This window comes from Mesorhizobium yinganensis (genome assembly GCF_040081985.1).
Lineage (GTDB): Bacteria > Pseudomonadota > Alphaproteobacteria > Rhizobiales > Rhizobiaceae > Kumtagia > Kumtagia yinganensis.
In genome coordinates this window covers 200001-225094 of record NZ_JBEBMH010000005.1, presented here as the reverse complement: position 1 = coordinate 225094, position 25094 = coordinate 200001, and the positions used below count along the sequence as shown (strand labels likewise).

The 25094-nt window shown below is 62.5% G+C and carries 28 protein-coding genes, 1 tRNA gene, 2 rRNA genes and 1 other RNA gene (1 of these 32 only partly in view); 16 read left to right on the top strand and 16 right to left on the bottom strand.

Going from position 1 to position 25094, the window contains the following annotated elements; all coding sequences use genetic code 11:
- The first annotated feature begins 174 nt into the window (after positions 1–174).
- A complete protein-coding gene (locus ABMA59_RS12930) occupies positions 175–1803 on the top strand; it encodes an MFS transporter (protein ID WP_349005764.1) in 1629 nt (542 codons plus the stop codon).
- Here the strand turns inward: ABMA59_RS12930 and ABMA59_RS12925 are convergent.
- Positions 1800–2438 carry a TetR/AcrR family transcriptional regulator C-terminal domain-containing protein gene (locus tag ABMA59_RS12925; protein ID WP_349005763.1) on the bottom strand — a complete coding sequence of 213 codons (639 nt, stop codon included), beginning with the start codon at positions 2436–2438 and terminating at the stop codon, positions 1800–1802. The two genes, ABMA59_RS12930 and ABMA59_RS12925, sit on opposite strands and share 4 nt — an antisense overlap.
- 75 nt (positions 2439–2513) lie before the next feature.
- On the opposite strand from ABMA59_RS12925, the gene ABMA59_RS12920 reads away from it, so the two are divergent.
- From ABMA59_RS12920 to ABMA59_RS12905, 4 genes are all read left to right on the top strand, one after another.
- Complete coding sequence (locus ABMA59_RS12920) at positions 2514–3953, top strand: FAD-dependent monooxygenase (RefSeq protein ID WP_349005762.1); 1440 nt, start codon at positions 2514–2516, stop codon at positions 3951–3953.
- Positions 3954–3969: 16 nt separating this feature from the next.
- The gene (locus ABMA59_RS12915) at positions 3970–4374 is read left to right on the top strand and encodes a RidA family protein (RefSeq protein ID WP_349005761.1); all 405 of its coding nucleotides are present in this window, start codon (positions 3970–3972) and stop codon (positions 4372–4374) included.
- A gap of 155 nt (positions 4375–4529) precedes the next feature.
- Positions 4530–5783, top strand: coding sequence for a flavodoxin-dependent (E)-4-hydroxy-3-methylbut-2-enyl-diphosphate synthase (ispG, locus tag ABMA59_RS12910; protein WP_349005760.1), 1254 nt, complete (start codon positions 4530–4532; stop codon positions 5781–5783).
- 79 nt (positions 5784–5862) lie between these two features.
- Positions 5863–6693: a lytic transglycosylase domain-containing protein gene (locus tag ABMA59_RS12905; protein WP_349005862.1), complete on the top strand. Its 831-nt coding sequence runs from the start codon at positions 5863–5865 to the stop codon at positions 6691–6693.
- Positions 6694–6747: 54 nt separating this feature from the next.
- Here the strand turns inward: ABMA59_RS12905 and ABMA59_RS12900 are convergent, their stop codons facing one another.
- Positions 6748–7683 (bottom strand): polyprenyl synthetase family protein, encoded by a 936-nt coding sequence (locus ABMA59_RS12900; RefSeq protein ID WP_349005759.1) that lies wholly within the window; start codon positions 7681–7683, stop codon positions 6748–6750.
- A 118-nt stretch (positions 7684–7801) separates the two neighbouring features.
- Between ABMA59_RS12900 and ABMA59_RS12895 the strand changes: the two genes are divergently transcribed.
- The 4 genes from ABMA59_RS12895 (at position 7802) to ABMA59_RS12880 (ending at position 9792) form a co-directional block, all read left to right on the top strand.
- The gene (locus ABMA59_RS12895) at positions 7802–8542 is read left to right on the top strand and encodes a biosynthetic peptidoglycan transglycosylase (protein ID WP_425475908.1); all 741 of its coding nucleotides are present in this window, start codon (positions 7802–7804) and stop codon (positions 8540–8542) included.
- Positions 8543–8693: 151 nt separating this feature from the next.
- A complete protein-coding gene (rpmF, locus tag ABMA59_RS12890; protein WP_315924769.1) occupies positions 8694–8876 on the top strand; it encodes a 50S ribosomal protein L32 in 183 nt (60 codons plus the stop codon).
- Between the two features lie 146 nt (positions 8877–9022).
- Entirely contained in the window at positions 9023–9427 is a 405-nt protein-coding gene (locus ABMA59_RS12885; protein WP_349005758.1) for a hypothetical protein, read from the top strand.
- Positions 9424–9792 carry a hypothetical protein gene (locus ABMA59_RS12880; protein WP_349005757.1) on the top strand — a complete coding sequence of 123 codons (369 nt, stop codon included), beginning with the start codon at positions 9424–9426 and terminating at the stop codon, positions 9790–9792. The genes ABMA59_RS12885 and ABMA59_RS12880 overlap by 4 nt, the downstream gene beginning before the upstream one ends.
- A 45-nt stretch (positions 9793–9837) precedes the next feature.
- Here ABMA59_RS12880 and msrB read toward each other — a convergent pair whose 3' ends face one another.
- From msrB to ABMA59_RS12840, 8 genes are all read right to left on the bottom strand, one after another.
- Positions 9838–10239, bottom strand: a complete 402-nt coding sequence (gene msrB / locus ABMA59_RS12875) for a peptide-methionine (R)-S-oxide reductase MsrB (protein ID WP_349005756.1) — start codon at positions 10237–10239, stop codon at positions 9838–9840.
- A gap of 106 nt (positions 10240–10345) precedes the next feature.
- On the bottom strand, positions 10346–11536 hold the full coding sequence (locus ABMA59_RS12870) for a vWA domain-containing protein (RefSeq protein WP_349005755.1): 1191 nt from the start codon (positions 11534–11536) through the stop codon (positions 10346–10348).
- A gap of 2 nt (positions 11537–11538) precedes the next feature.
- Positions 11539–11985, bottom strand: a complete 447-nt coding sequence (locus ABMA59_RS12865) for a DUF6691 family protein (RefSeq protein WP_349005754.1) — start codon at positions 11983–11985, stop codon at positions 11539–11541.
- Positions 11986–11989: 4 nt separating this feature from the next.
- On the bottom strand, positions 11990–12418 hold the full coding sequence (locus ABMA59_RS12860) for a YeeE/YedE family protein (RefSeq protein ID WP_349005753.1): 429 nt from the start codon (positions 12416–12418) through the stop codon (positions 11990–11992).
- 132 nt (positions 12419–12550) lie between these two features.
- On the bottom strand, positions 12551–12955 hold the full coding sequence (locus ABMA59_RS12855; protein ID WP_349005752.1) for a type II toxin-antitoxin system HicB family antitoxin: 405 nt from the start codon (positions 12953–12955) through the stop codon (positions 12551–12553).
- Positions 12956–13065: 110 nt separating this feature from the next.
- A complete protein-coding gene (locus tag ABMA59_RS12850) occupies positions 13066–13512 on the bottom strand; it encodes a GNAT family N-acetyltransferase (protein ID WP_349005860.1) in 447 nt (148 codons plus the stop codon).
- Positions 13513–14021: 509 nt separating this feature from the next.
- The gene (locus tag ABMA59_RS12845) at positions 14022–14669 is read right to left on the bottom strand and encodes a class I SAM-dependent methyltransferase (RefSeq protein ID WP_349005751.1); all 648 of its coding nucleotides are present in this window, start codon (positions 14667–14669) and stop codon (positions 14022–14024) included.
- Between the two features lie 17 nt (positions 14670–14686).
- Complete coding sequence (locus tag ABMA59_RS12840; RefSeq protein WP_349005750.1) at positions 14687–15526, bottom strand: AAA family ATPase; 840 nt, start codon at positions 15524–15526, stop codon at positions 14687–14689.
- A gap of 117 nt (positions 15527–15643) precedes the next feature.
- Here ABMA59_RS12840 and ssrS point away from each other — a divergent pair.
- Together ssrS and ABMA59_RS12830 are read left to right on the top strand one after the other, a co-directional pair.
- Positions 15644–15800: non-coding RNA, 6S RNA (gene ssrS / locus ABMA59_RS12835), on the top strand.
- An 88-nt stretch (positions 15801–15888) separates the two neighbouring features.
- Complete coding sequence (locus tag ABMA59_RS12830; protein ID WP_349005749.1) at positions 15889–16695, top strand: exodeoxyribonuclease III; 807 nt, start codon at positions 15889–15891, stop codon at positions 16693–16695.
- 50 nt (positions 16696–16745) lie between these two features.
- Here the strand turns inward: ABMA59_RS12830 and ABMA59_RS12825 are convergent, their stop codons facing one another.
- The 3 genes from ABMA59_RS12825 to ABMA59_RS12815 all read right to left on the bottom strand — a co-directional run bounded on the left by ABMA59_RS12825 (position 16746) and on the right by ABMA59_RS12815 (position 18470).
- Positions 16746–17249: a GNAT family N-acetyltransferase gene (locus tag ABMA59_RS12825; protein ID WP_349005748.1), complete on the bottom strand. Its 504-nt coding sequence runs from the start codon at positions 17247–17249 to the stop codon at positions 16746–16748.
- 20 nt (positions 17250–17269) lie between these two features.
- Positions 17270–17725, bottom strand: a complete 456-nt coding sequence (locus tag ABMA59_RS12820; RefSeq protein ID WP_349005747.1) for a cyclic nucleotide-binding domain-containing protein — start codon at positions 17723–17725, stop codon at positions 17270–17272.
- Positions 17726–17786: 61 nt separating this feature from the next.
- Positions 17787–18470, bottom strand: a complete 684-nt coding sequence (locus ABMA59_RS12815; protein WP_349005746.1) for a response regulator transcription factor — start codon at positions 18468–18470, stop codon at positions 17787–17789.
- Between the two features lie 86 nt (positions 18471–18556).
- Here ABMA59_RS12815 and ABMA59_RS12810 point away from each other — a divergent pair, with 86 nt between their 5' ends.
- From ABMA59_RS12810 to ABMA59_RS12790, 5 genes are all read left to right on the top strand, one after another.
- A complete protein-coding gene (locus ABMA59_RS12810) occupies positions 18557–19153 on the top strand; it encodes a L,D-transpeptidase family protein (RefSeq protein WP_349005745.1) in 597 nt (198 codons plus the stop codon).
- Between the two features lie 72 nt (positions 19154–19225).
- Complete coding sequence (locus ABMA59_RS12805; RefSeq protein ID WP_349005744.1) at positions 19226–19453, top strand: hypothetical protein; 228 nt, start codon at positions 19226–19228, stop codon at positions 19451–19453.
- Complete coding sequence (locus ABMA59_RS12800) at positions 19432–19743, top strand: type II toxin-antitoxin system RelE/ParE family toxin (protein ID WP_349005743.1); 312 nt, start codon at positions 19432–19434, stop codon at positions 19741–19743. The genes ABMA59_RS12805 and ABMA59_RS12800 overlap by 22 nt, the downstream gene beginning before the upstream one ends.
- 230 nt (positions 19744–19973) lie before the next feature.
- Positions 19974–20765 (top strand): transporter substrate-binding domain-containing protein, encoded by a 792-nt coding sequence (locus ABMA59_RS12795; RefSeq protein ID WP_349005742.1) that lies wholly within the window; start codon positions 19974–19976, stop codon positions 20763–20765.
- A 38-nt stretch (positions 20766–20803) separates the two neighbouring features.
- Positions 20804–21640: an amino acid ABC transporter permease gene (locus tag ABMA59_RS12790; RefSeq protein ID WP_349005741.1), complete on the top strand. Its 837-nt coding sequence runs from the start codon at positions 20804–20806 to the stop codon at positions 21638–21640.
- A gap of 323 nt (positions 21641–21963) precedes the next feature.
- Here ABMA59_RS12790 and ABMA59_RS12785 read toward each other — a convergent pair.
- The 3 genes from ABMA59_RS12785 to ABMA59_RS12775 form a co-directional block, all read right to left on the bottom strand.
- A tRNA-Met gene (locus tag ABMA59_RS12785) sits at positions 21964–22040 on the bottom strand.
- A 124-nt stretch (positions 22041–22164) separates the two neighbouring features.
- A 5S ribosomal RNA gene (gene rrf, locus ABMA59_RS12780) occupies positions 22165–22279 on the bottom strand.
- Between the two features lie 280 nt (positions 22280–22559).
- A 23S ribosomal RNA gene (locus ABMA59_RS12775) occupies positions 22560–25094 on the bottom strand; it runs 338 nt beyond the window's last position.

Genomic DNA, 25094 nt, shown 5'->3' with positions numbered 1-25094 from the left:
CGCATTGAACAACTCGACGTCAGGTCGACATTTTTCGGGATTTGTTCCAGCCGAACCCCCAAGGTATTGGTCCAGCAAGCTCCCGGCGACTGCACCGGTTCTCGCTGGCGCGAAGAGGCTATGAAATCACCGGCAAATCTGGTTTAGCCGCGGTTGCGAAGGAGGAACCCGCCGGTGACCGACCGCATATCGCCCCTGGCTCCCATGGGGCATCCCGTGTTCCGGGAAATATGGTTCGCCAGCCTCGCATCCAATCTCGGCGGCCTGATCCAGTCGGTCGGCGCGGCGTGGCTGATGACCTCCATCTCCGCATCCGACGACATGGTAGCGCTCGTCCAGGCATCGACCACGCTGCCGATCATGATCTTCTCGCTGGCCGCCGGCGCCATAGCCGACAATTTCGACCGCCGCAGGGTGATGCTCGCCGCCCAACTTCTGATGTTCACGGTGTCGATCCTGCTGGCGGTTTGCGCTTATCTAAATATCCTCAATCCCTGGCTGCTGCTGGTCTTCACCTTCCTGATAGGATGCGGCACGGCGCTCAACAATCCGTCCTGGCAGGCTTCCGTGGGCGATATGGTGCCGCGTCCCCTGCTCTCCGCCGCGGTGATACTGAACAGCGTCAACTTCAACCTCACACGCAGTGTCGGACCTGCGATCGGCGGCATCATCGTCGCCACCGCCGGCGCGGCTGCCGCCTTCGCTGTCAACGTGCTGAGCTATCTTCCCCTGATCTTCGTCATGGCCCGCTGGAAGCGCGATACCGTTCCCAGCGCGCTTCCGCCGGAGACGCTCGGCCCCGCCATGTCGGCGGGTCTGCGCTATGTCGCCATGTCGCCGCACATCGAGAAGGTGATGCTGCGCGGTTTCGTCTTCGGCCTCAGCGCCATCGTGGTGCTGGCGATGCTGCCGCTGGTGGCGCGCGACCTGCCGGGCGGCGGGCCGCTGCTCTACGGCCTGCTGCTTGGCTGCTATGGCATCGGTGCGATTGGCGGCGCCTTCCTCGGTGGCCGGATGCGCGAGAACTGGTCGAACGAGGCCATCGCGCGCGCCGCCTTCATTGCCTTCGCTGTCTGCGCGACCATCATCGCGCTCGCCCCAAATGCCTGGGTCGCCGGGCTGGGAGTCGCCATCGGCGGCGCAAGCTGGGTATTCGCCCTATCGATGTTCAATGTGACGGTGCAACTGTCGACGCCGCGCTGGGTGCTCGGCCGAGCGCTTTCGCTCTACCAGACCGCGACCTTCGGCGGCATGGCGCTGGGCGCATGGGTCTGGGGGCTGGTGGCGGAAGAATACGGCACGGACATCGCACTGCTGTCGGCCGCGGGCATCATGCTCCTTGGCGCGGCGATCGGGTTCAAACTGGCGCTGCCGGAAAAGACCTCCGACAATCTTGATCCGCTCAATCGTTGGAAGGTCCCGAATGTCGCGCTCGACCTGCGCGGACGCAGCGGTCCGGTAGCGATCCTGATCGAATACGTCATTAGGGAAGAGGACACCCGCGCCTTCCTGAAGGCCATGCACGACCGCGAACGCATCCGCCGCCGCGACGGCGCGCGGCAATGGGAACTGCTGCGCGACACTGAAAAACCCGAGCAATGGATCGAGTCCTATCACGTCCCGACCTGGCACGATTACCTGCGCCACAACCAGCGCCGCACCCAGGCCGATGCCGTCGTGGACGACCGCATCCGCGCCCTGCACAGCGGCGCCGAGCCGCCGAAGGTGCACCGCACGGTCGTGCGCCCCACCGACTGGACCGAGCCCGGCCTTCAGGTGAAGCCGCCGGTGGATATAGGCTAACCGGCTGCCGAAGCCCCCCACCCCGCTGCTCGTGCTCGCAAGGCTTCGACCTGTCCGCGCAGGCTGTATTCGAACCGAACATCGGCATTCTCGGCTGTAATTTCGCGTATGGCGAGGGCTGCGGCTGGATAACGCGCCAGCAGGCCGTCTTCCTCGGCGGATGCGTCGCCGCCTTGCGCCTTTGCCGACAGCGATTGTTCCTCGATCGCGAACCCGATGACGAAATAGACGAGGCCGAATGCCTCCCAGCTTGCCTTGCGGTCATCCGCGCCCGCTGCCTTGAGGCATTCGATCAGGAGCGAGCCAACCCGAAGCACGTTTTCCGACACGGGATAGGTGCCGGCAAAGACGCGTGCGGCGTCGCGATGCGACAGCAGTGCCTGGCGCACCTCGCCGGCAATGCGGGCAAGGCGCGTGTCCCATGTCTCGTCTTGCGGGTTCTGCCGTGCCACCGGCGCCATCAGGGCGTCCGCCATTCCCTCCAGCAGCACCTCCTTGCTGGCGAAGTGCCAGTACAACGACGGCGCCTGTATCCGCAGCGCATCGGCCAGCTTGCGCATGGTCAGCCCCTCCATCCCTACCTCGTCCAGCAAATCCAGGGCGGTGGCGACGACATCCTCTTTGACGATGCGCATTCGGCAGTCTCCATTTCCTATTGACAATCTAACATCGTTAGATAAATCTAACAACGTTAGATTGGAGCAATCGACATGAAAAAAACCTATGAAGTCATCGTCGCCGGAGCCGGTCCGGCCGGGCTCTGGCTGGCCTGCGAACTGCGGCTCGCCGGCGTCGATGTTGCGGTGATGGAGCGGCGCACCGAGCGAAGCGCTCAGTCTCGCGCCCTGACCGTACATGGCCGGTCTCTGGAGATATTCGCCTTGCGCGGCCTTGCCGACCGGTTCGTCGCGGCCGGCAAGCCGATCCCGACCGGGCACTACGCGGTGCTCGACACGCGCCTCGATTTCTCGCCGTTCGAGACGAGCTTCCCCTACACGCTGTTCATCCCGCAGGCGGCGACTGAGGAGCGGCTGGAAATGCGGGCGGCCGAACTCGGCGTCGATATTCTGCGCGGCACGGCTGTGGCCGGCGTCGAGGATCTCGGCGACCACGTTCGCGTTTCAGCCGGTGGCGAGACCTTCACTTCGCTCTATGTCGTAGGCGCCGACGGCGCGCGAAGCCTCGTGCGCGAACAGGCGGCAATTGCCTTCGACGGATTTGCCGCCCGCAACACGATGATGCTGGCCGATGTCGTTCTGGGCATGCCGCCGGCACGGCCCGTCGTCTCCGTCACCGACGAGAACGGATCGGTGATGCTCGCTCCGTTGGGCGATGGAATCCACCATCGTATCGTCCTTGTCGATCCCCGGCGCATGCACGTGCCCCGGTCCGAACCGGTGACGCTGGAGGAGGTGGCCGACGCTGCCCAGCGCATCCTCGGCCTCGACTGCCAGCCGCGCGATCCGATCTGGCTGTCGCGTTTCACCGACGAGACGCGGCTGGCCTCCGCCTATCGGAAGGGCAGGGTGATGCTGGTCGGAGACGCCGCCCACATTCATGCGCCGATGGGCGGACAAGGCATGAATGTCGGCATTCAGGATGCGATGAACCTTGGCTGGAAGCTGGCCGCCGTTGTCAGGGGAAGCGCGCCGGAAACCCTGCTCGATTCCTACGAAGAGGAGCGGCGTCCGGTCGGCCAGACGCTCTACGCCAATACGCTGGCGCAGGCCGGTCTCGTCACCCGTTTCGATCCGGCGACCCTGGCGTTGCGCGCCACGCTGAACGACCTGCTGGCCATTCCCGCCGCCAATCGTCGTATGGCTGGAGAGCTCTCGGGTTTCGACCTGGCCTACGGACCGGAAGCAGCGGCGGTCCGTACAGACGGACGTCTGGCAGCCGGCGCGCGGGTGCCGGATACGGTTCTGGCGATACACGGCAAGGAAGAGAAGAATCTGTACGGGTTGCTGGAGGCCGGCAACTGGCTGCATCTGGCATTCGATGCCGGCGCCGAAGCCCCGCCGCCGGCATGGCTCGATGCGAACGCCGTCCGCTTCGTCTCCGCCGCGCCGAAGCATGACGGCATCTTTGCCGGCGTGCGGGCCGCTCTCGTTCGTCCGGACGGCTACGCCGCCGCTGTCGTCCGCCAGTGAGCCAGAGGTGCCATCCATGGAAAAGCTCAATCCCGCGGAACTCACCCAGGCCTTCTCGCATCTTATCGCGCAGATCGCCGTCGCCCCGACGGGCGCTCGTCTCGCGGCGATCTCCGGCCAGGTGGCAGTCGATGCCGCGGGCACCCTTGTCGGCGGTTCGGACCATGCCGCCCAGGCGCGCCAGTGCTTCGCCAACATTCGCGCGGCGCTCGCCGCGCTGGATGTCTGCCCGCGCGACATGCTGCAGATGAAGATCCATGTCGTCGGGCACAGGCCCGACCTTGTTCCGGCGATCTTCGCCGCGGGCCGGGACGTCTTCGGCGACAGCTGGCCGGTCTGCGCGAGCACGTGGATCGGCGTCGAGACACTCGCAATGCCCGAATGGCTTGTCGAGATTGATGCGCTGGTGGCGGTAAGTTGAGCCGTCACGTGTCCGGTCCTTCGGCAATGCCCAAGGCTGGATCGCGGGCGTAGCGCCCCGTTTCGCCAACCGCGCGGCAAGCAGCGCCATTGACAATGATTGCCGCATCCTCCACCTCATGGGCGGAATTCACCGACCGATGAGGCCAGCCGGCCATGACCGGATATCAATCCTTCCCCTTGCCGCGGAGGCGTTCCGTCGGCGTGAATGTGGGCGGCGTCATGGTGGGTGGAGACGCGCCTGTTGTCGTCCAGTCGATGACCAACACCGACACCGCCGACGTCGACAGCACGGTGGCGCAGGTCGCGGCGCTGGCAAAGGCGGGCTCCGAGATCGTTCGGATCACCGTCGACCGTGACGAGAGCGCGGCCGCCGTCCCCGGCATCCGTGAGCGGCTCGACCGGCTGGGCATCAATGTGCCGCTGGTCGGCGACTTCCACTATATCGGCCACAAGCTGCTCGCTGACCACCCAGCCTGCGCTGAGGCGCTGGCGAAATACCGCATCAATCCCGGCAATGTCGGCTTCAAGGAGAAGAAGGACCGGCAGTTCGGCGCGATCGTCGAGATGGCGATCCGCTACGACAAGCCGGTTCGCATCGGCGTCAACTGGGGCTCGCTCGACCAGGAATTGCTGACCGCGCTGATGGACGAGAACCAGAAAAACGGCGCCCCGCTGACCGCCGACGAAGTCACCCGCGAAGCGATTGTCCGCTCCGCGCTACACTCGGCCGAGGCGGCGGAAGAAATCGGGCTGTCGCGCGACAAGATTATTTTGTCGGCTAAGGTAAGCCGCGTCCAGGACCTCATCTCCGTCTACACCGAACTCGCCAGCCGTTCCGATCATGCTCTGCATCTCGGCCTGACCGAGGCCGGCATGGGCTCGAAGGGAATCGTCGCGTCGTCCGCCGCCATGGGCATCCTGCTGCAGCAGGGAATTGGCGACACCATCCGTATCTCGCTGACGCCCGAACCGAATGGCGACCGTACCCGCGAGGTGCAGGTGGCGCAGGAACTCTTGCAGACGATGGGTTTCCGGCAGTTCGTGCCGGTTGTCGCCGCCTGCCCCGGCTGCGGGCGGACTACCTCGACCGTGTTCCAGGAACTCGCCCAGAACATCCAGGCCGATTTGCGCAAGAACATGCCGGTCTGGCGGGAAAAATATCCAGGCGTCGAGGAACTGAAGGTCGCCGTCATGGGCTGCATCGTCAATGGCCCCGGCGAATCCAAGCATGCCGATATCGGCATATCGCTGCCCGGCACCGGCGAGACGCCGTCGGCCCCGGTCTTCATCGACGGGCGCAAGGCGGCCACCTTGCGCGGCCCCAACATCGCCGAAGATTTTGAAAAAATGGTCGCCGACTATATCGAGACGCGCTTCGGCCAGTCCGGCAGGCAGGCGGCGGAGTAACGGCGTGCTCGGCGGCGCGGTCCATATCGGGCTGTCGCTTCTGAGGCTTTTCCATGTCGGGGTGTGGCGGGTTTCGCCGCTGGCACTGCTGTTCGGGTTCTGCCTCGGCGATGGCCCGGCTCTCGCCGACCCGCCGAAATCGCGCATCATGACGACGGCGCGTATCTGCGACCTGATCGACATCCATGCCCGCGCCAATGGCCTGCCGCGCGATTTCTTCGCCCGCCTGATCTGGAAGGAAAGCCGCTTCGATCCGGACGCCGTCAGTCCGGCCGGGGCCGAAGGCATAGCGCAGTTCATGCCGGGCACCGCGAAGATGCGGAAGCTGAAGAACTCCTTCGATGTCACCCAGGCGCTTCCTGCTTCGGCCAAATACCTTGGCGAGTTGAAGACAGGCTTCGGCAATCTCGGCCTCGCCGCTGCCGCCTACAATGCCGGCGAGACGCGGGTGACGCGCTGGCTGACGTCGGGTGGCTTCCTGCCGCTGGAGACCGACGAATATGTGCTCGACATCATGGGTGAGCCCGCCGACAATTTTTCGGAGCGCACCTATCTCGGCACGATCCGTCCGCTCGACCCGAAGCGGCCGTTTCACGAAGCCTGCCGCAACATGCGCACCATCTACGCCCAGACCATCGCCATGGCGACCATCGCGACAAAACCCTGGGGCGTGCAGGTCGCCGGCAATTTTCGCCGCGCCGCCGCGATAAAGCAATGGCAGCGCGTCGCCGGACGTTTCGGCAAAATCCTGAAAAATCCCGATCCGGTCGTCAGCCGCGTGCGCACGCCGCGCGGCCGCCGCGGCATCTACGCCGTGCGCATCGGCGCCGACGACCGCGCGACAGCCAACAGGATCTGCGCCACTTTGCGTTCGGCTGGCGGCTCCTGCATTGTCATGCGGAACCGGTGACGTCGGCCGCTTGGGGACCGGTCGCGGCGAACACGACGAAAGTGACCTGATGTCCTACCGGTCCCGTTCGGCGATGAAAGTCGCGACCGACTTCAGGTTTCTGCCGCTTTCCCCATAGGGTTCCAACAGATCATGCGCCTGTTCGACTAGGCCGGCGAGCTGCCGTCGCGCCCAGTCCGCGCCATGCAGCGCCACCAGCGTCGCCTTGCCGGCCGCCGCGTCCTTGCCCGTCGCCTTGCCCATGACCTCGGGTACGGCAGTTACGTCGAGAAGGTCGTCCGCAAGCTGGAAGGCAAGCCCGATGGCCGAGCCGAATTCCGCCAGCCTCTCGCGGTCGATCGCGCTGGCGTCGGCGACGATCGCACCCGCCTCGCATGCAAAGCGGATCAAGGCACCGGTCTTCATCGCCTGCAGCGTGATGATGCCTGCCTCATCAGGCGTGGCCTTCTCGGCGGCAAGGTCGAGCGCCTGCCCGCCCGCCATTCCGCCGACGCCCGCGGCGCGCGCCAGCCCGCGAACAAGATCGAGCCGGCGCCGCGCCGATGCCGCAACGTCGCGCGGTCGGGACGACGTATCGTCGGTCAGGATGTCGAAGGCAAGCGTCAGCAGGCTGTCGCCGGCGAGGATGGCGCTCGCCTCGTCGAAGGCGCGATGCACGGTCGGCTGTCCCCGGCGCAGGTCGTCGTCGTCCATGGCCGGCAGATCGTCGTGGATGAGCGAATAGCAATGCACGCATTCCAGCGCCGCCCCGACCGTCACCGCCTCCGCGCCGTCAGGGCCGAACAGCTTGGCACTTTCCAGAACCAGGAACGGACGCAACCGTTTTCCGCCGTTGAGCACGCCGTGGCGCATGGCGGCGAGCAGTTTTGCCGGTCGCGTGATCTCGCCGTCGCGCGGCTTGTCGTCAAGCAGCGTTCGCAGCAATTCTTCGACCTGGCGCGCGCGCCGGCCGAGAAGGTCCTCGAAGTCGGATGTGCTCAGGAGCGTCATGCCACCCCGTTTAGGCGATACGCCGCCGTGGTCAAGCCGCCGCTTATCGGGTCGGAGGCGTTGCGCTCGCGGCCCGTCGCCATTATTCCGTTTCGGACAGGACGCGAAGGCGGGTGGCTTGGGCGAGACCGTTCAATCGGAGGCCGGCGAGGTGGCAGGGAAGGGCAGCGGCCGGTTGAACCGGCGCGGCATCCGTCTCTGGCTGCGGCGGCTGTTCAAGATTGCGGTCGTGCTTGGGCTGATCCCCGTGGTCCTGACGATCCTCTATCTGCCGCCCTTTGTCCGTCCGGTCTCCACGCTGATGCTGGCCGACCTGGTGACGCTCAAGGGCTATGACCGCCAGTGGGTTTCGATCGACGACATCTCACCGGTCCTGATCCACTCCGTCATCATGTCCGAGGACGGCCAGTTCTGTAATCACTACGGCGTCGACCTTGGGGAACTCAAGAAGGTCATTCTCGACCCGAGGGGCCCATCGCGCGGCGCCTCGACCATCACCATGCAGTCGGTGAAGAACCTCTATCTGTGGCCCCGGCCGTTCGGAACCATTCGAAAGATCCTCGAATTGCCCTACGCCACCTATGTCGATCTGGTGATGTCGAAACGCCGGATCATGGAAATCTATCTCAACATCGCCGAATGGGGCCCGGGCATATACGGGATCGAGGCAGCCGCGCAGCATCATTTCGGCGTTTCGGCTAAGAATCTCAGCCGCAAACAGGCCGCTCTGCTGGCGGTGACCCTGCCCAATCCGATCCTGCGCAATCCCGCAAAGCCGTCTCGCGATATGCGTTTCCTGGCCAATCGCGTGCAACGCCTTGCAGCGCGTTCCGGCGCCTATGTCCAGTGCGTCGAATGACGCCGGGCACGCTGCCGCAAAAAATATTAGCCGCCGCGCTGGTCAAACCCGCCTCGCGCGTGTATAGGCACCCCGGATTTCTCATACCGGCCCGGAACGCGCGGCTCCCCTTGCCAGAGCAGCCGGGTCCATTGACCGAAGGAACGCAATCATGGCTGTGCCAAAAAGAAAGACCTCGCCGTCCAAGCGTGGCATGCGTCGCGCCGCCGACGCGCTCAAGGCCCCGACCTATGTCGAGGACAAGAATTCGGGCGAAATGCGCCGCCCGCACCACATCGACCTGAAGACCGGCATGTATCGCGGCCGCCAGGTGCTGGAGCCCAAGGAAAGCTGAGCGTTCGGCTTTTCGGACTGGTTTGAAGGGACCGGCCTCGCGCCGGTCTTTTTGCGTTGAGACTTCCCCTCAGCGGGCCATCGGGCTTGACGCAGCCCGAGGCTGCCTGAAATAGGTCAGGCTCCAATGGCCGAGGTGCGCAAAAAATGCTGGGCATGATTCCGCTGCTGATCATCCCGTTCCTGCTCTACAATCTCGGCCTTGCCGGCCTGTTCGGCGGGACAGAAGCAGACCCCTTCGCGACCGAAATCTTTTCGCTCACCATGATGTCCGGCGGCGTCTGGACCATGTCGGTCGGCGACCTGCTGATCGTCATCGCGCTGGTGCTGCTGTTCGTCGAGATGATGAAATCGACGCGCTCCTCCAATGCCTCGATCGTCGACCATCTGCTGTCGACCTTCGTCTTCGTCGCCTTCCTCGTCGAATTCCTGCTGGTGCGCGGCGCGGCGCACCCGGTCTTCTTCACCCTGATGGTGATCACCCTGATCGACGTGCTGGCCGGCTTCTCGGTGACGATCCGCACGGCAGGCCGCGACTTGAACGTCGAGTGACCGGCTCGAGGGTCCTGCCGATGGCCGCGGGCGAGGATGCCAACCGCCAAGTCGCCAGGAGAGGCGGCATAGGCGGTTTCTTCACCGCGCGCTGGCGGGGCGAGGTTCCCCTCGCAACGCTGTTCTGGCGCGACACCATAGTCATCGGCACGGCGATCAACATTGCCGCGACCGTCGCTTCGCTCGGCCTGCTTGCAGCGAAAGTGCCGCTGTGGGTCGCCCTCGCCGTCCATTTCGGACCGTTGCCCTACAACCTCTTCCTGGCTTTTGCCGTATGGCGGACTGCCGACCGGCGCGGGGGATGGGCCGGATTTTTCTGCCAGACGATGTCATTGCTCTGGCTGATCGCCGCGATCGTGATTTAACGCCTCAAGCGGCTACTTTTACCCTTGGCGTTGTCCGCCAGACTCTCAGGCTGGCTCGAAATTCAGCGCCACGCCGTTGATGCAATAACGCAGATAGGTCGGCGGCGGGCCGTCCTCGAACACATGGCCGAGATGGCTGCCGCAGCGCGAGCAGTGGCATTCGGTGCGCACCATGCCGTAACTGCGGTCGACGGTCGTCTCCACCGATCCCGGCACCGGGTCGTTGAAGCTCGGCCAGCCGGTGCCGCTCTCGAACTTCAGCTTGGATTCGAACAGCGGCTGGTCGCAGCCGGCGCATTTGAACGTACCTGCCCGCTTTTCATGAAGCAGCGCGCAGCTTCCCGGCCGCTCGGTGCCGTGGTTGCGCATGACGGCATATTGTTCGGGGCTGAGCATCGCGCGCCATTCGGCGTCGGTGCGGGTCACGGGATAGCTGTGGCTGTCCATTGCTGTCTCCTGGCTCGGAAATTTGTCATGTGTGCTGTTCGCCAAATATAGGCATTCGTTACGCCTGCTCGCCATAGGCGGGGATCATCGTTTCGCAACGACGTGCTCAATGCTTTCTCGACAGCTCTCTCGTCGCCGCTTCCAGCCCGGCCAGCGTGAGCGGATACATGCGGTCGGAAAACGTCTCGCGGATCAGGCCGATCGAATGCGTGTAGGCCCAGTGCTGGCGCGGGACCGGGTTCAGCCACACCGCGTTCGGCCATTGGGCGAGCACGCGCGCCAGCCAGACGGCGCCGGCTTCCGGATTCCAGTGCTCGACCGAGCCGCCGGCCATGGTAACCTCGTAGGGGCTCATCGAGGCGTCGCCGACGAAGACAACCTTGTAGTCGCGACCGTATTTATGCAGCACGTCGAGCGTCGGAATGACCTCGGCGTGGCGGCGGCGATTGTCCTTCCACACGCCCTCGTAGAGGCAGTTGTGGAAATAAAAATATTCGAGCTGGCGGAATTCCGCGCGCGCCGCCGAGAACAATTCCTCGACGATCTTTATGTGATCGTCCATCGAGCCGCCGACGTCGAAGAACATCAAGAGCTTCACCGCGTTGCGGCGCTCCGGCCGCGTCTTCACGTCGAGATAGCCGTGTTCGGCGGTGGCGTGGATCGTGCCGGGCAGATCCAGTTCCTCCACGGCTCCGTCGCGCACCCAGCGGCGCAAGCGCTTCAGCGCGACCTTGATGTTGCGGGTCCCCAGCTCGACGGAATCGTCGAAATTCCTGAACTCGCGCTTGTCCCACACTTTTACCGCGCGGCGGTTGCGGCTTTCGTGCTGACCGATCCGGATGCCTTCGGGGTTGTAGCCATAGGCGCCGAAGGGCGAGGTTCCCGCCGTGCCGATCCATTTCGAGCCGCCCTGGTGACGGCCCTTCTGCTCCTCCAGCCGCTTCTTCAGCGTCGCCATCAGCTTTTCCCAGCCGCCGAGCGCCTCGACGAGTTTTTTCTCCTCATCGGAAAGGTGCTTTTCCGCCAGCCGCCGCAGCCACTCCTCCGGAAGCGTAGCGACATCGATCGCCGCCTCACCGGCCAGCGCCTCGACGCCTTTGAAGACATGCGCGAAAACCTGGTCGAAGCGGTCGATATGGCGCTCGTCCTTCACCAGCGCAGAACGGGCGAGGTAGTAAAAACCCTCGACGTCATAGTCGACCAGCCCGGCTTCCATGCCCTCGAGCAAGGTCAGGTATTCGCGCAGCGACACCGGGACTTTCGCGGCTTTGAGTTCGAGGAAGAAGGGGAGGAACATAGCTAGATCGGCCCACCCTTCGCGGCAGGGACGTCACCACCTCCCGTGGACACCACGCGCGCAACCCAGAAGCCGGCCAGCATGGCCAGCACGAAAGCCAGCGTGCCGGGTTGGCCGAGGCCAAGCGCGGCAAATGCCGGCCCGGGGCAGAAGCCGCCGATGCCCCAGCCGATGCCGAAGATCGCCGCGCCGGTCAGCAGCCGGCCATCGATGGAGGTTTTGGTCGGCAGGCGGAAACCGTTTGCCATCAGCGGCCGGTCACGGCGCAGAACCAGGCGATAGCCGATGAAGGCGACAAGCACCCCGCCTCCCATCACGAAGGCCAGCGACGGATCCCAGGTTCCGGCGACATCGAGGAAATTCAGCACCTTTGCCGGGTCCGACATGCCGGACACGACGAGGCCGATGCCGAACAGCAGACCAAGGAGCAGGTTCACAACGAAGGACATGGCCTTACGCCCCGACGATGTGCCGAACGACAAAAACCGTCGCGAAGGCAGCCGCCATGAAGGTGACCACCGCCGCCAGCGACCTCGGCGAAAGGCGTGACAGGCCGCAGACGCCATGTCCGCTGGTGCAGCCATTCCCAAGCACCGTGCCGAAACCGACGAGAAGGCCGGCGACCGCCATCAGGGGAATGTTCGAGGACACGGTCTGGACCATCGGCGCGCCCGTCACCGCCATCACCGCGAACGGCGCGGCAAGCAGGCCCAACACGAAACCGAACTGACCGATTGGCAGGCCGTCGCGGAAAGGCGGCAGGAGCCGCGACGCGATGCCACTGACCCCGGCGATCCGGCCTTCCGCCAGCATCAGCAGGACAGCCGACAGGCCGATCAGCGCACCGCCGATCAAAGAGGCCCAGGGGGTAAACTCAGTCATAGGCAAATCCACCGCTGGACCATGAATTAGGCTGGTTTGGCGAAAATCGGGATGGTTGCCTGGCCGAGCCGATGGACTTGGACTTGGTCCAAATCGGTTTGGCACAATCTTCCCATCCAACCATGAAAGGCTCTAACGGTGCCGCTCGATCTTCTCGCGCGCGGCGCTCGCGAGAAAGGCGGAGCGCGTCAGACCGCGCCTTCTCGCCTCCTCATCGATTGCTGCCAGAAGCCCGGAGTCAAGCGAAAGGTTCGCCCGGACGGGACGGCCAGAGTCCAAAATCAGTGGGATAAGAACGGCCGATTCGCCCGCCCCGGTATCGATCTCTCCGCTGGACAGCAAATCCGCGACGCTCCGTGCAACCGGCATAACATCGCTGGTGTCCAGAAAGGTTTCCGCCCACTCGCGCAACGCCGATGTGGCGTCGTTGATCGCCTCTTCAGGCGTCGCCCCGCCGCCATGGCAACCCGGAGTATCGGGGATGCGAATACCCCATACGTCCGTCGCTCCATCCAGAATGCCGACATAGTGTGTCATGGCCTTTCCTCAAGAAGCGACGCGATCTTCCGGGTATTGGTCTCGACCTGGGGCAACAACATACCTATCTTGCGCAATATATTGCGCAAAAATCGGATTTTCAATCCGGATCACAGCAAATCATACTCGATAAACCCGGTCCGCCGCGCGACGTGGTCGTAAAGCTTTCGCGCCGTGGCGTTGGTCTCGTGGGTCATCCAGTAGACATTGGTGACGCCCTTTTCCGCCGCGGCCTTGCGCACGGCCTCGATCAGAGCGGCGCCGACGCCTTTGCCCCGGACATCGGGATCGGCGAACAGGTCCTGAAGGTAACAATTGTCGAGTTTTGACCAGCAGGAACGGTGGTAGAGATAGTGGGTCAGGCCGACGGCCTTGCCGTCCAGCAGGGCGACAAAACCTTTGGGCTCGAATTCGCCGCCGTCGAACAGGCGCTGCCACGTGCTCGTGTAGACGTCCTCGGCCAGGGTGGTCTCGTAGAAGGTGAGGTAGGCGGTCCACAGGCGTCGCCAGTCGGCATGGTCGGATTGCTCGAGAGGGCGGACAGTGATCGACATGATTTCCTCGCTGGGTCGACTGGCGTTCGATCGATTGTAAGCACGGCGGCCTTCCAAGGTCATAGCACCAGCCGCGTCTTGTCGTTGCCACGCTGCGGAAAACCGCCCTGGCCATTGAGTGGAAAAACTCCCGTTCGGGAGGGTGGGAAGCGGGGCGCGCGGCCGAGCCTCTCAAAGTATTTATACGTGGCGCGAACCGCGCGCCCCGCCGGCGTGCTTGCCCGACCGCTGATACCGCCCACGCGATCCGGGGCGCGTCGTCGCGATCTGGGGCCCGGGCGTAAAGGCTCTCGCCAGGCCGCGCACCGTTACGCGGCCACCCCGGCGCCGTCGCTCTCCCCTGATACCCGGTGCGCACCAGGTTTCCCGTGAAAGCGATAGGCGGGATTTTAAGGGAGGTAGAAGAAGCGGGGATGGAAAACGCTCGGAAAAATTTCCGGCACTAACGATATCAAAGGCTTGTACGAAATCCGCGAAAAATCGGCCGGTGCCATTCCCCTTTTCGAGGCCGTTCAAAACCTTCTGAAGAACCCGCACAATATGTTCGGTCCGTTCTCACCCGCGCGCAGGCGGATACCGTCTTCGAAGGTGTTCAGCGTCACACAGTCAAAACCGTGATGGGCAAGCAGCGCCGTCAGAGATTCGCGGTCGAAATGATGCAGATGCTCGTTGGGAAGCAGCATCCGCCAGGTGCGGAACCAGTCTTCGCCGTGCTCGCCGAGTTCGCGATAGCGGCAATAGGGAACGGCGAGCGCCAGGTTCTTGGCCTTCAGCCGGCCGAGGAAGGAGAGGTCGGGGATATGTTCGAGCACGTCGAACATCGCGACAAGGTCCCATTCGCGGTCGAGCGCTGCGTCCCAGTCGACGAAACGCACGCCCGCCGGCAGCGGATAGTGGGCGATGTCGTAACCGGCGCAGTCCGGCACGCCGGTGATTTGTGCCGCCTCGATGAACGTGCCGGTGCCATAGCCGATCTCCAGCACGGAATCCGGGATGCGGCCCATCAACCCCAAAATCCAGCCGAACCGCTGGTAGCCGAGCTTGATCGTCCGGTCGGAAAGGTCCTCGTAATAGGAGATGTATTTCTTGTCGTAGGTGATGGGCGTGAACTCGACCTGATGGATCACGCCGAATTGGTCGATGCGGTAGTTTTCGAGCATGATGCGGAGCTACCGGATCACCCCTGCCTCCGCGCCATGAACGCCAGTTTTTCGAACAGATGCACGTCCTGCCCGTTCTTCAGCAGCGCGCCGTGCAGTTTCGGCAGCATGTTCTTCGGATCGGTGCGCAGATCCTCCGGCGCCACGTCGTCGGCCACCAGCAGCCTGATCCAGTCGAGCGCCTCCGAGGTCGAGGGTTTCTTCTTCAGCCCCGGCACGTCGCGGATTTCGTAGAACTGCGTGAGCGCGGAGCGCACCAGCGCCTGCTTGATGCCGGGATAATGCACGTCGACGATTTTCTGCAGCGTCTCGGCGTCGGGAAAGCGGATGTAGTGGAAGAAGCAGCGGCGCAGGAAGGCGTCCGGCAGTTCCTTCTCGTTGTTGGAGGTGATGATGACGATCGGCCGCTGCCTGGCCGAGATCGTCTCGCCGGTCTCGTAGACGAAGAACTCCATGCGGTCGAGTTCCTGCAAGAGGTCGTTGGGGAACTCGATGTCGGCCTTGTCGATCTCGTCGATCAGCAGCACCACCTTGCGGTCGGCGGCGAAGGCGTCCCACAGTTTTCCGCGCTTGATGTAGTTGTGGATGTCGTTGAAGCGCGTATCACCAAGCTGGCTGTCGCGCAGCCGGCTCACCGCGTCGTATTCGTAGAGTCCCTGCTGCGCCTTGGTGGTGGATTTCACATGCCATTCGATCAGGTCGAGCCCGAGCGCGGCCGCGACTTGCCGCGCCAGTTCCGTCTTGCCGGTGCCGGGCTCGCCCTTGACCAGCAGCGGCCGCTCCAGCGCGATCGCGGCGTTGACGGCCACCATCAGATCCTTGTCGGCAACATAGGCCGCCGTTCCTTCGAAACGCATCAAAAAGCCTTCCCGTTTGTCGCCGCGACCGTAAGGAGCCATGCTGCACTGCGCAAGCATGCGATTTGCCGCCCTGCCTACTGGCGGCATCCGCCGCGCCGGCTTATATTCGCTTCCGACGGTCTGGGCTTCGCGGCAGGAGAGACATTTCCCCGGGGCCTTATCGATCTCGAAGGGAGCTGTCCCTGGCCGGACCCGTGGGTCCGGACATATGGCGCCCACCTACTTTGTAGGTTCCCGGGATCGACTTCTTCACCGGTTGCCTGGATCGTCGCTTTCCAACCTCTCCGAGTTTTGCCGGGCCGAGCTTGCAAACCGGCCGTCCGGCTGCCAGTTTGCCGTGCCTTCCCCCGGATCTCTTCATGCCCCTGAAAATCGCCACCTGGAACATCAATTCCGTCCGCCTGCGCATGCCGATCGTCGAGCGTTTTCTGACCGAGCACCAGCCCGATGTGCTCTGCCTTCAGGAGACGAAGTGCCCGGACGACCAGTTTCCCTCCGCCGCGTTCCGAAAACTCGGTTACGAGCATTTGGCGATCAGCGGCCAGAAGGGTTATCACGGCGTGGCGACCGTGGCGCGCCGGCCGATCGAGGTGGTCGACCGCCGCCGTTTCTGCGACATGCAGGACTGCCGGCATGTGTCGGTGCGCTTCCCGGCGGGCGGAAAATCGCTGCTGCTGCATAATTTCTACGTGCCCGCCGGCGGCGACGAGCCGGACCCCGTCGTCAACTGGAAGTTCAAGCACAAGCTCGATTTCGTCGCGGAAATGAACGCCGTGCGGGCCGAGGCAGGTGACGCTTCCGGTTCGGTGCTGGTCGGCGATCTCAACATCGCGCCGCTCGAGCACGATGTCTGGTCGCACAAGCAACTGCTCAACGTCGTCAGCCACACACCGGTCGAGACCGAGAATTTCGAGGCGATGCGCAGGGCCGGCGACTGGGTCGACCTGATGCGCCACAACATTCCCTACGAGCAGAAACTCTACACCTGGTGGAGTTATCGCGCGCAGGATTGGGAAGCTTCGGACCGAGGGCGGCGTCTCGATCATGTCTGGTCGTCGGCGAACCTCGTGCCGGCCTTCCAGGACTACGAGATTTTACGCGCCGCGCGCGGCTGGGACCGTCCGTCGGACCATGTGCCGGTGATCGCGCGGTTCGATCTGGAGTAATGACAGGGGGATTCAACCAGGATCAGCGCCCGGGTGCGTCCTTCGAGACTTCAACCGTGCTGCTGCGTCCGGGAAAGCGCTTCCCATTCCGGCCGTAACAGGGACATCATCACCTCGTCCCTGTAGGCGCCGCCGAAATAGGCGCTCCCCCGTGCGATCCCTTCCTGCATGAACCCCACGGCCTCATAGACGCGGTGGGCGCGCAGATTTTCGGGGAAATGCCCGATCCACACCCTGTATGCGTCGGTTTCATCAAACACCTTGCCGACGGTCGACGTCAGCAGCCGCCTGCCATGCCCTTGCCCCGGTCGCGTGACCGCTATCCGCCTGACCAGCGTGACACGTTCGGGCGATGCCCAAAACCGCAACATGACGAAGCCGACAGGCAGAGCGCCATCAAGTCCGAGGAAATAGGCATGGCTTCCATCGTGGAACGCGGCGCGGTGACGGGCTTCGTCCCAGCGCCCGACGAAAGTGTCGTAACCTTCAAGCCTCTCCGTCGCCATGATGAAGGGCAGGTTGTCTTCGGTGGCGCGAACGAGTTTGAAGTCCATATCTTGTCGGTTCCCGGCGCTCAGCCCGCGAAGCGGGGCGCAAGCCCCTCGATCTGCTCAATCAGCGCCTGGAAATCAGCCTGGATGCGGCGGTAGAGAATGACGGCCGTGTCCGGATATTCTTCCAGAATGCGCCGAAAGGTGCGGCGGCTGAGCCGCAGCAGTTCCGAGTCCGCGCCGGCCTCCGCGCTTGTCAGTCGCCGCGTGTCGGCGATCAGTGCCAGCTCCCCGATCATCGCGCCCGCCCCGGCCCGGCCAATCGGCTGGCGGTCATCGTCGCCCTCGCGGAACAGGCTGATGGATCCCCTCACCACCACATAGGCGGCGTCGGCTTCGTCATCCTCGCGAAACAGCCTTCTGCCATTGGGGAGGGAGACCTGCTCGGCGCCAAAGGCCAGCAGGCGCAATTGTTCGGCAGTGAAGCCCTCGAACAGCCTCACGCCGGACAGGACGCGAATATCGTCATCCAGCGCCATCCAGTCCCCAATTCGGTGGCCGGTTCTCCCCCCGAGGCGGTTCCCCCGCCGCCTCCACCGGTCAGGGAACCAGCTTGTAACCGCCGCTTTCTGTCACAAGAATTTCGGCATTGGAAGGATCGCGCTCGATCTTCTGGCGCAGCCGGTAGACATGCGTTTCCAGCGTGTGGGTGGTGACGCCCGAATTGTAGCCCCACACCTCCTCGAGCAGCACGTCGCGCGTGACGACTTTTTCACCCGCCCGATAGAGATATTTGATGATCGAGGCCTCCTTCTCGGTCAGCCGCACCTTTGCGCCCTTCTGGTCCAGCAGAAGCTTCTGGCTGGGCTTGAAGGTGTAGGGACCAACGGAGAAGGTGGCGTCCTCGCTCTGTTCGTGCTGGCGCAGTTGCGCCCGAATCCGAGCGAGCAGCACCGCGAACCGGAACGGCTTCGTCACATAGTCGTTGGCGCCGGCTTCGAGCCCGAGGATCGTGTCGGAATCCGTGTCATGTCCGGTCAGCATGATGATGGGCGCCTTGTAGCCGCCCTTGCGCAGCAGCTTTACCGCTTCGCGGCCGTCCATGTCGGGAAGGCCGACATCCATGATCAGAAGGTCGATCATGCCGCCGCGCGCCGCGGTCACGCCCTTGCCGGCTGTCGCTTCCTGCAGCACGTCGAATTCCTCGTAGAGCGAAAGCTGCTCGACCAGAGTGCCGCGGAGGTCGTCATCATCGTCGACGATCAGGATGGTACGTGATGTCATGATCCAGTCCGTTGTCCTGCAAGCATAATTCGGTTGACCGCCGCCCGTTTATGCGGAACCTCCGCCGACAAACTAGTCCGATCACGGTGATTTGTCGGCACATGCGATCATACTCCAAAAAACGTGAGCGCAAGCAGTCATTTGGAACAGGGGCGGCGGGCCTCTCCCGGCTCGTCGTCCGGCCACGTCCGGGCGTGCCGACACAAGGCCTGTTGCAGGCTGGCCAGAACGTCTTTCCCTGCGCGCTGGGGCGCGGCGGCATTTCCGCGAACAAGCGCGAAGGCGACGGCGCGACGCCACTCAGCCGCATGCGCCTGCTCGGCGGTTATTTTCGCAACGACCATATCCGCATCGGCGGCACAAGGCTGGTGATGGAGGCGATATCAGCCGATCTCGGCTGGTGCGAGGTGCCGGACGACCGCAACTACAATCGTCCCGTAAAGATGCCCTATGCGGCGAGCCATGAGACGATGCGGCGCGCCGACCCGCTCTACGATTATTGCATCGTGCTCGACTGGAACATTGTTCCGCGCCGACGCGGACGTGGGAGCGCCATCTTCTTCCACCTCGCCCGCCCCGATTTTTCGCCGACGCAGGGCTGCGTGGCGGTGACAGCCCGGGTCATGGCGCGGCTGCTGCCGCATCTGTCGCGCGGCACGGTGCTGGAGGTGCGGCGGACATGACATATCTCGATATTCGCGAGAAGTTTTCGACCTTCGCTTCTTTTATGCGGAAAAGAAGCGCATATTCGGGCTATGACAAAGCTATTGGAAAAGGCAGTCGAGCGCGTCCGCGCCCTTACCCCTGATCACCAGGACGAACTTGCACGCCTCCTGCTACGTCTTGCCGACGCTGAGCAGGAGCCTGTGCCTCTGTCTGCTTCGGAGCGGGCAGCCATCGCGGCATCAAAGGCCGCCGCCGCGCGCGGCGAATTCGCGACCGATGAAGAGGTCCAGGCCGCATGGGCCGGCTTCGGCCGGTGAGAGTCCGATATACGACGGTTGCGCTTGCCGATCTGCGAGAACTTGCCAGCTATCTCGATCCGCGTTCTCAGCAAGGAGCGCGCCGTGTCCGGGAGCGTATCAAAGCTCTGATAGACCAGCTTCCGGAGCAGGCATTTGTTGGTAGGCGAACTGATGACCCTACCATCAGGCGGTTGACCACCCCTCCCTTTCCTTATCTGATTTTCTACGAAGTTACCGATACCGAGATCATCATTCACGCCATTCGTCATGGTGCTCGTGATCCTTCGAGCATGCCACGACAATCCTGACACATGGGCCACTACATTTTTGACGTCCTGAGCCGCTTGCGGGTGGACTAACCGCAAGTCAGATAGCGCGTACGAGTTTTGCGAGGATTTTCCGGATCTCCACCGGAAAAGGCAATCGAAACCGGCAATCGGTTTTTCCGCGCGATGCCGGTGGCTTGCAACCTTGCCGCAGCCCGCTAAAGTCGCCAAAACTCCGCCGGTCACGGCAGCAGCGTCTCAGGAGGGCATCCATGAACCGCGTAAAATTTCTTCTGGCAGCGCTGGCGGCCCTCATGCTGTTTCCGCTCGCCGCCTTCGCCCAGGCGCTGCCCGATCTCGGCGGCAAGAAAATCGTGATCGTCACCGAGAACGCCTATTTCCCGCTGCAGTTCGTCGACCCCAAGACGGGCAAGCCGGTCGGCTGGGAGTATGACGCGATCGAGGCGCTGTCGAAGAAGCTGAATTTCACGGCCGACTACCAGAACACCTCCTGGGACGCGATGATCCAGGCCGTGTCCGACAAGCAGTACGACATGGGCATGACCGGCATCACCATCAAGGACGACCGTAAGGAGAAGGTCGACTTCTCCGATCCCTACATGCTCTCCGAAATCTTCATGCTGGTGCGCGGCGATGAAAGCCGCTTCACCGATGCGAAGAGCTTCGCCGCCGACGAAAAGCTGCTGGTCGGCGCGCAGGCCGGCACCTCGCCCTTCTACGTCGCCGTCTACAATGTGCTCGACGGCAATGAGCAGAACCCGCGCATCAAGCTCATGGACACCTTCGCCTCGACCGTCGCCGCGCTCCAGGCCGGCGACGTCGACCTGGTGCTGACAGACAGCGCAGCCGGCAAGGCGCTGTCCGCCGCTTCCGGCGGCAAGCTGAAGCTGATCGGCGCGCCGCTGCAGGCCGAGGAATTCGGCTTCATCTTCCCGAAGGGTTCAGACCTGGTCGCGCCGATCAACGCCGGCATCGCCGCGCTGAAGGCCGACGGCACCTTCGACCGGCTGACGCAAAAGTGGTTCGTCGACTACAAGCCTTAAATCTCGACATAACGGCCGGATAGACAATCTTGGAGGAAATGCCAGCAGGAGGCATAGCGGCCGGCCGCGTTCGGCCGGCCCGCACCGGCAAGCAGGATTTCCCATACTGGCTGGTCGCCCTGATCCTGATGGCGATCGCCGCGGCAATCGCCATCGCGGCAAGCGACCTCTACAGCCAGATTTTCATGACCGTGGTCCAGGGAACATGGATCACCATCTATGTGACCATTGTCGGTTTCACCCTGGCTTCCGCGCTGGGCTTGTGCCTTGCCCTGATGGCGCTTTCGAACTCCGTCTGGCTCAGGCAGATCGCCCGCTTCTACACGGAACTCTGCCGGGGCATCCCCTTCCTCGTGCTTCTGTTCTGGATCGCCTTTGCCGGCGTTCCCGCCTTCGTGGCGCTGTGGAACGCCGTTATGGCGCCGCTCAGGGAGGCCGGTCTGGTCGGCGAACTCATGGTGCGCGATGTGTCGCTGCTGTGGCGCGCCATCATCGCACTGACCATCGGCTACGGTGCCTTCATCGCGGAAGTGTTCCGCGCCGGCATCCAGGCGGTGGACTTCGGCCAGATCGAGGCGGCCAAGGCGCTCGGCCTGTCGCGCAGCCAGCGTTTCCGCCTGATCGTCTTCCCGCAGGCCATGCGCACCATTTTACCGCCGCTCGGCAACGATTTCGTCACCATGGTGAAGGACTCGTCCTTCGTCTCGGTTCTGGGCGTCGCCGACATCACCCAGATGGGAAAAATCTACTCGGCCGGCTCGTTCCGCTTTTTCGAAACCTATTCGATCGTCGCCTACATCTACCTCCTGCTGACGGTCAGCCTGTCGCTGATGCTCCGCGCGCTGGAACAGAGGATGCGTCGGGCTCAACGGTGATCGCGAAAGCGTGGACTTGAGGTGGCCCTTTGGGCCACCGCTGTCACCGGCATGGTCGGCAAACACCACCTACCCCCCTCTCGGAAGTCGTTCTGAACCAGTCGTCGCCGGCATATGAGATTTGGGGCGCGATTTGGCTTTGGGTTCGTGAGCCCGCAAACGACCGGTCACCAGCGTGGAAGCCGGTTTGCGCCTGGAAGGTTTTGGTGGTCCGCAGGACGACGGGCTACCCGCGGGAAGGCTGCTCCACCTCGGCACGAGAGCATGGCCGGCCATAAGAAGCCCTGGCGAGGGGGGCCGTGGGAGCTGATTTTGGAAGGGTTTGGTTGCGGGGGCAAGATTTGAACTTGCGACCTTCAGGTTATGAGCCTGACGAGCTACCGGGCTGCTCCACCCCGCGCCACCAAGTGTAGGCGTTTGCCTACGAAGCATGGTTCTGCAAACAGAAAAGGCCGCTTGAGGGCGGCCCTGGCCGCCTTTTGGGCGGGTTTTTCGTAAGGAGAAGATTTTCATGCGTTTCGCAGACCTGGCAGCGACTTACTCTCCCGCGTCTTGAGACGAAGTACCATCAGCGCTGGAGCGTTTCACGGCCGAGTTCGGAATGGGATCGGGTGCAGCCGCTCCGCCATGACCACCAGGTCGGCGAAAAGCATGTTGTTTCGAGAAGTTTGTTGTACGAAAAGCGGCTGGACCACCAGTACATAGGGTTTCTTATTCGGCGCCTCTCGCGCTGTCCGCCTGTCTTTCCGTGCCTTTGTCCGCGATAGTCGCCCCCGAAGCGAAGCTTCGCAAGCGCGACTGCGCGTCGCGGCCTATGCCGCGCCCCGTCCGGAGGCCAGGCTGGCGCGAGCCAGCCGATGCGGCCGCGAGGACAAGAGATCAACCATCCGATTTCATCGGATGGGCATTGAGAATGAGAACGATCAAGCCGATCGAGCTATTAGTACCGGTAAGCTTCACACATTGCTGCGCTTCCACACCCGGCCTATCAACGTGGTCGTCTTCCACGGCTCTCAGGGAATACTCGTTTTAAGGTGGGTTTCCCGCTTAGATGCCTTCAGCGGTTATCCCGTCCGGATATAGCTACCCTGCTATGCGGCTGGCGCCACAACAGGTCCACCAGAGATCCGTCCATCCCGGTCCTCTCGTACTAGGGACAGATCCTTTCAATATTCCTACACCCACGGCAGATAGGGACCGAACTGTCTCACGACGTTCTGAACCCAACTCACGTACCGCTTTAAATGGCGAACAGCCATACCCTTGGGACCTGCTCCAGCCCCAGGATGCGATGAGTCGACATCGAGGTGCCAAACAACCCCGTCGATATGGACTCTTGGGGGTCATCAGCCTGTTATCCCCGGCGTACCTTTTATCCGTTGAGCGATGGCCCTTCCACGCGGGACCACCGGATCACTATGACCGACTTTCGTCTCTGCTCGACTTGTCTGTCTCGCAGTCAGGCAGGCTTATGCCATTGCACTCAGCGAACGATTTCCGACCGTTCTGAGCCCACCATCGCGCGCCTCCGTTACTCTTTAGGAGGCGACCGCCCCAGTCAAACTACCCACCATACATTGTCCCGGACCCGGATGACGGGCCGCGGTTAGACATCCATAGAGATAAGGGTGGTATTTCAAGGGTGGCTCCACAGAAACTGGCGTCCCTGCTTCAAAGCCTACCACCTATCCTACACATGCCACTACGAATGCCAATGTAAAGCTATAGTAAAGGTGCACGGGGTCTTTCCGTCTAACCGCAGGAACCCCGCATCTTCACGGGGAATTCAATTTCACTGAGTCTATGCTGGAGACAGCGGGGAAGTCGTTACGCCATTCGTGCAGGTCGGAACTTACCCGACAAGGAATTTCGCTACCTTAGGACCGTTATAGTTACGGCCGCCGTTTACTGGGGCTTCGATTCAAAGCTTGCACCTCTCCTCTTAACCTTCCAGCACCGGGCAGGCGTCAGACCCTATACGTCGCCTTGCGGCTTCGCAGAGCCCTGTGTTTTTGATAAACAGTCGCTACCCCCTGGTCTGTGCCACCCCCACGCACTTGCGTGCATAGGGGTCACGCTTCTTCCGAAGTTACGCGTGCAATTTGCCGAGTTCCTTCAGCATAGTTCTCTCAAGCGCCTTGGTATACTCTACCAGACCACCAGTGTCGGTTTCGGGTACGGACTATAAGCAGGAGCTATTTCCTGGAACCACGCAGCAGCCCGACCAATCCGATAAGGTCGAACTACATTGATGATCCGTCACTACCTGCAGGCTCACGAATATTAACGTGATTCCCATCGACTACGCCTTTCGGCCTCGCCTTAGGGTCCGGCTAACCCTGCTCAGATTAACTTTAAGCAGGAACCCTTGGTCTTTCGGCGGGGGAGTCTCTCACTCCCCTTACGTTACTCATGTCAGCATTCGCACTTCCGATACCTCCAGGATGCCTCACGGCTGTCCCTTCACAGGCTTACGGAACGCTCCGCTACCGCTCAGCTTGCGCTGAACCCAAAGCTTCGGTGTATGGCTTTAGCCCCGTTACATTTTCGGCGCAAAGACCCTTATTTAGACCAGTGAGCTGTTACGCTTTCTTTAAATGATGGCTGCTTCTAAGCCAACATCCTGGTTGTTTTGGGATCCTCACATCCTTTCCCACTTAGCCATAACTTGGGGACCTTAGCTGTTGGTCAGGGTTGTTTCCCTTTTCACGACGGACGTTAGCACCCGCCGTGTGTCTGCCGACTAGTACTCCTCGGTATTCAGAGTTTACTTAGGTTTGGTAATCCGGTGAGGACCCCTAGCCCATGTAGTGCTTTACCCCCGAGGGTATTCGGTCGACGCTCTACCTAAATAGATTTCGCGGAGAACCAGCTATTTCCGAGTTTGATTGGCCTTTCACCCCTAGCCACAAGTCATCCCGAACTATTGCAACAGTTATGGGTTCGGCCCTCCAGTAGGTGTTACCCTACCTTCAGCCTGCTCATGGCTAGATCACTCGGTTTCGGGTCTAATGCGACGAACTGAACGCCCTGTTCAGACTCGCTTTCGCTGCGCCTACACCTACCGGTTTAAGCTTGCTCGTCACACTAAGTCGCTGACCCATTATACAAAAGGTACGATGTCACCCTTGCGGGCTCCATCTGTTTGTAGGCAACCGGTTTCAGGTACTTTTTCACTCCCCTTGTCGGGGTGCTTTTCACCTTTCCCTCACGGTACTAGTTCGCTATCGGTCATGCACGAGTACTTAGGCTTGGAGAGTGGTCTCCCCATGTTCAGACAGGATTTCACGTGTCCCGCCTTACTCAAGGACTTTTGCTCGCATTACGCGTACGGGGCTATCACCCGCTACGGCCAAACTTTCCAGAATGTTCCGCTTGTCTCGCAAAAGCCGCTGGCCTGGTCCGGGTTCGCTCGCCACTACTTCCGGAGTCTCTGTTGATGTCCTTTCCTACG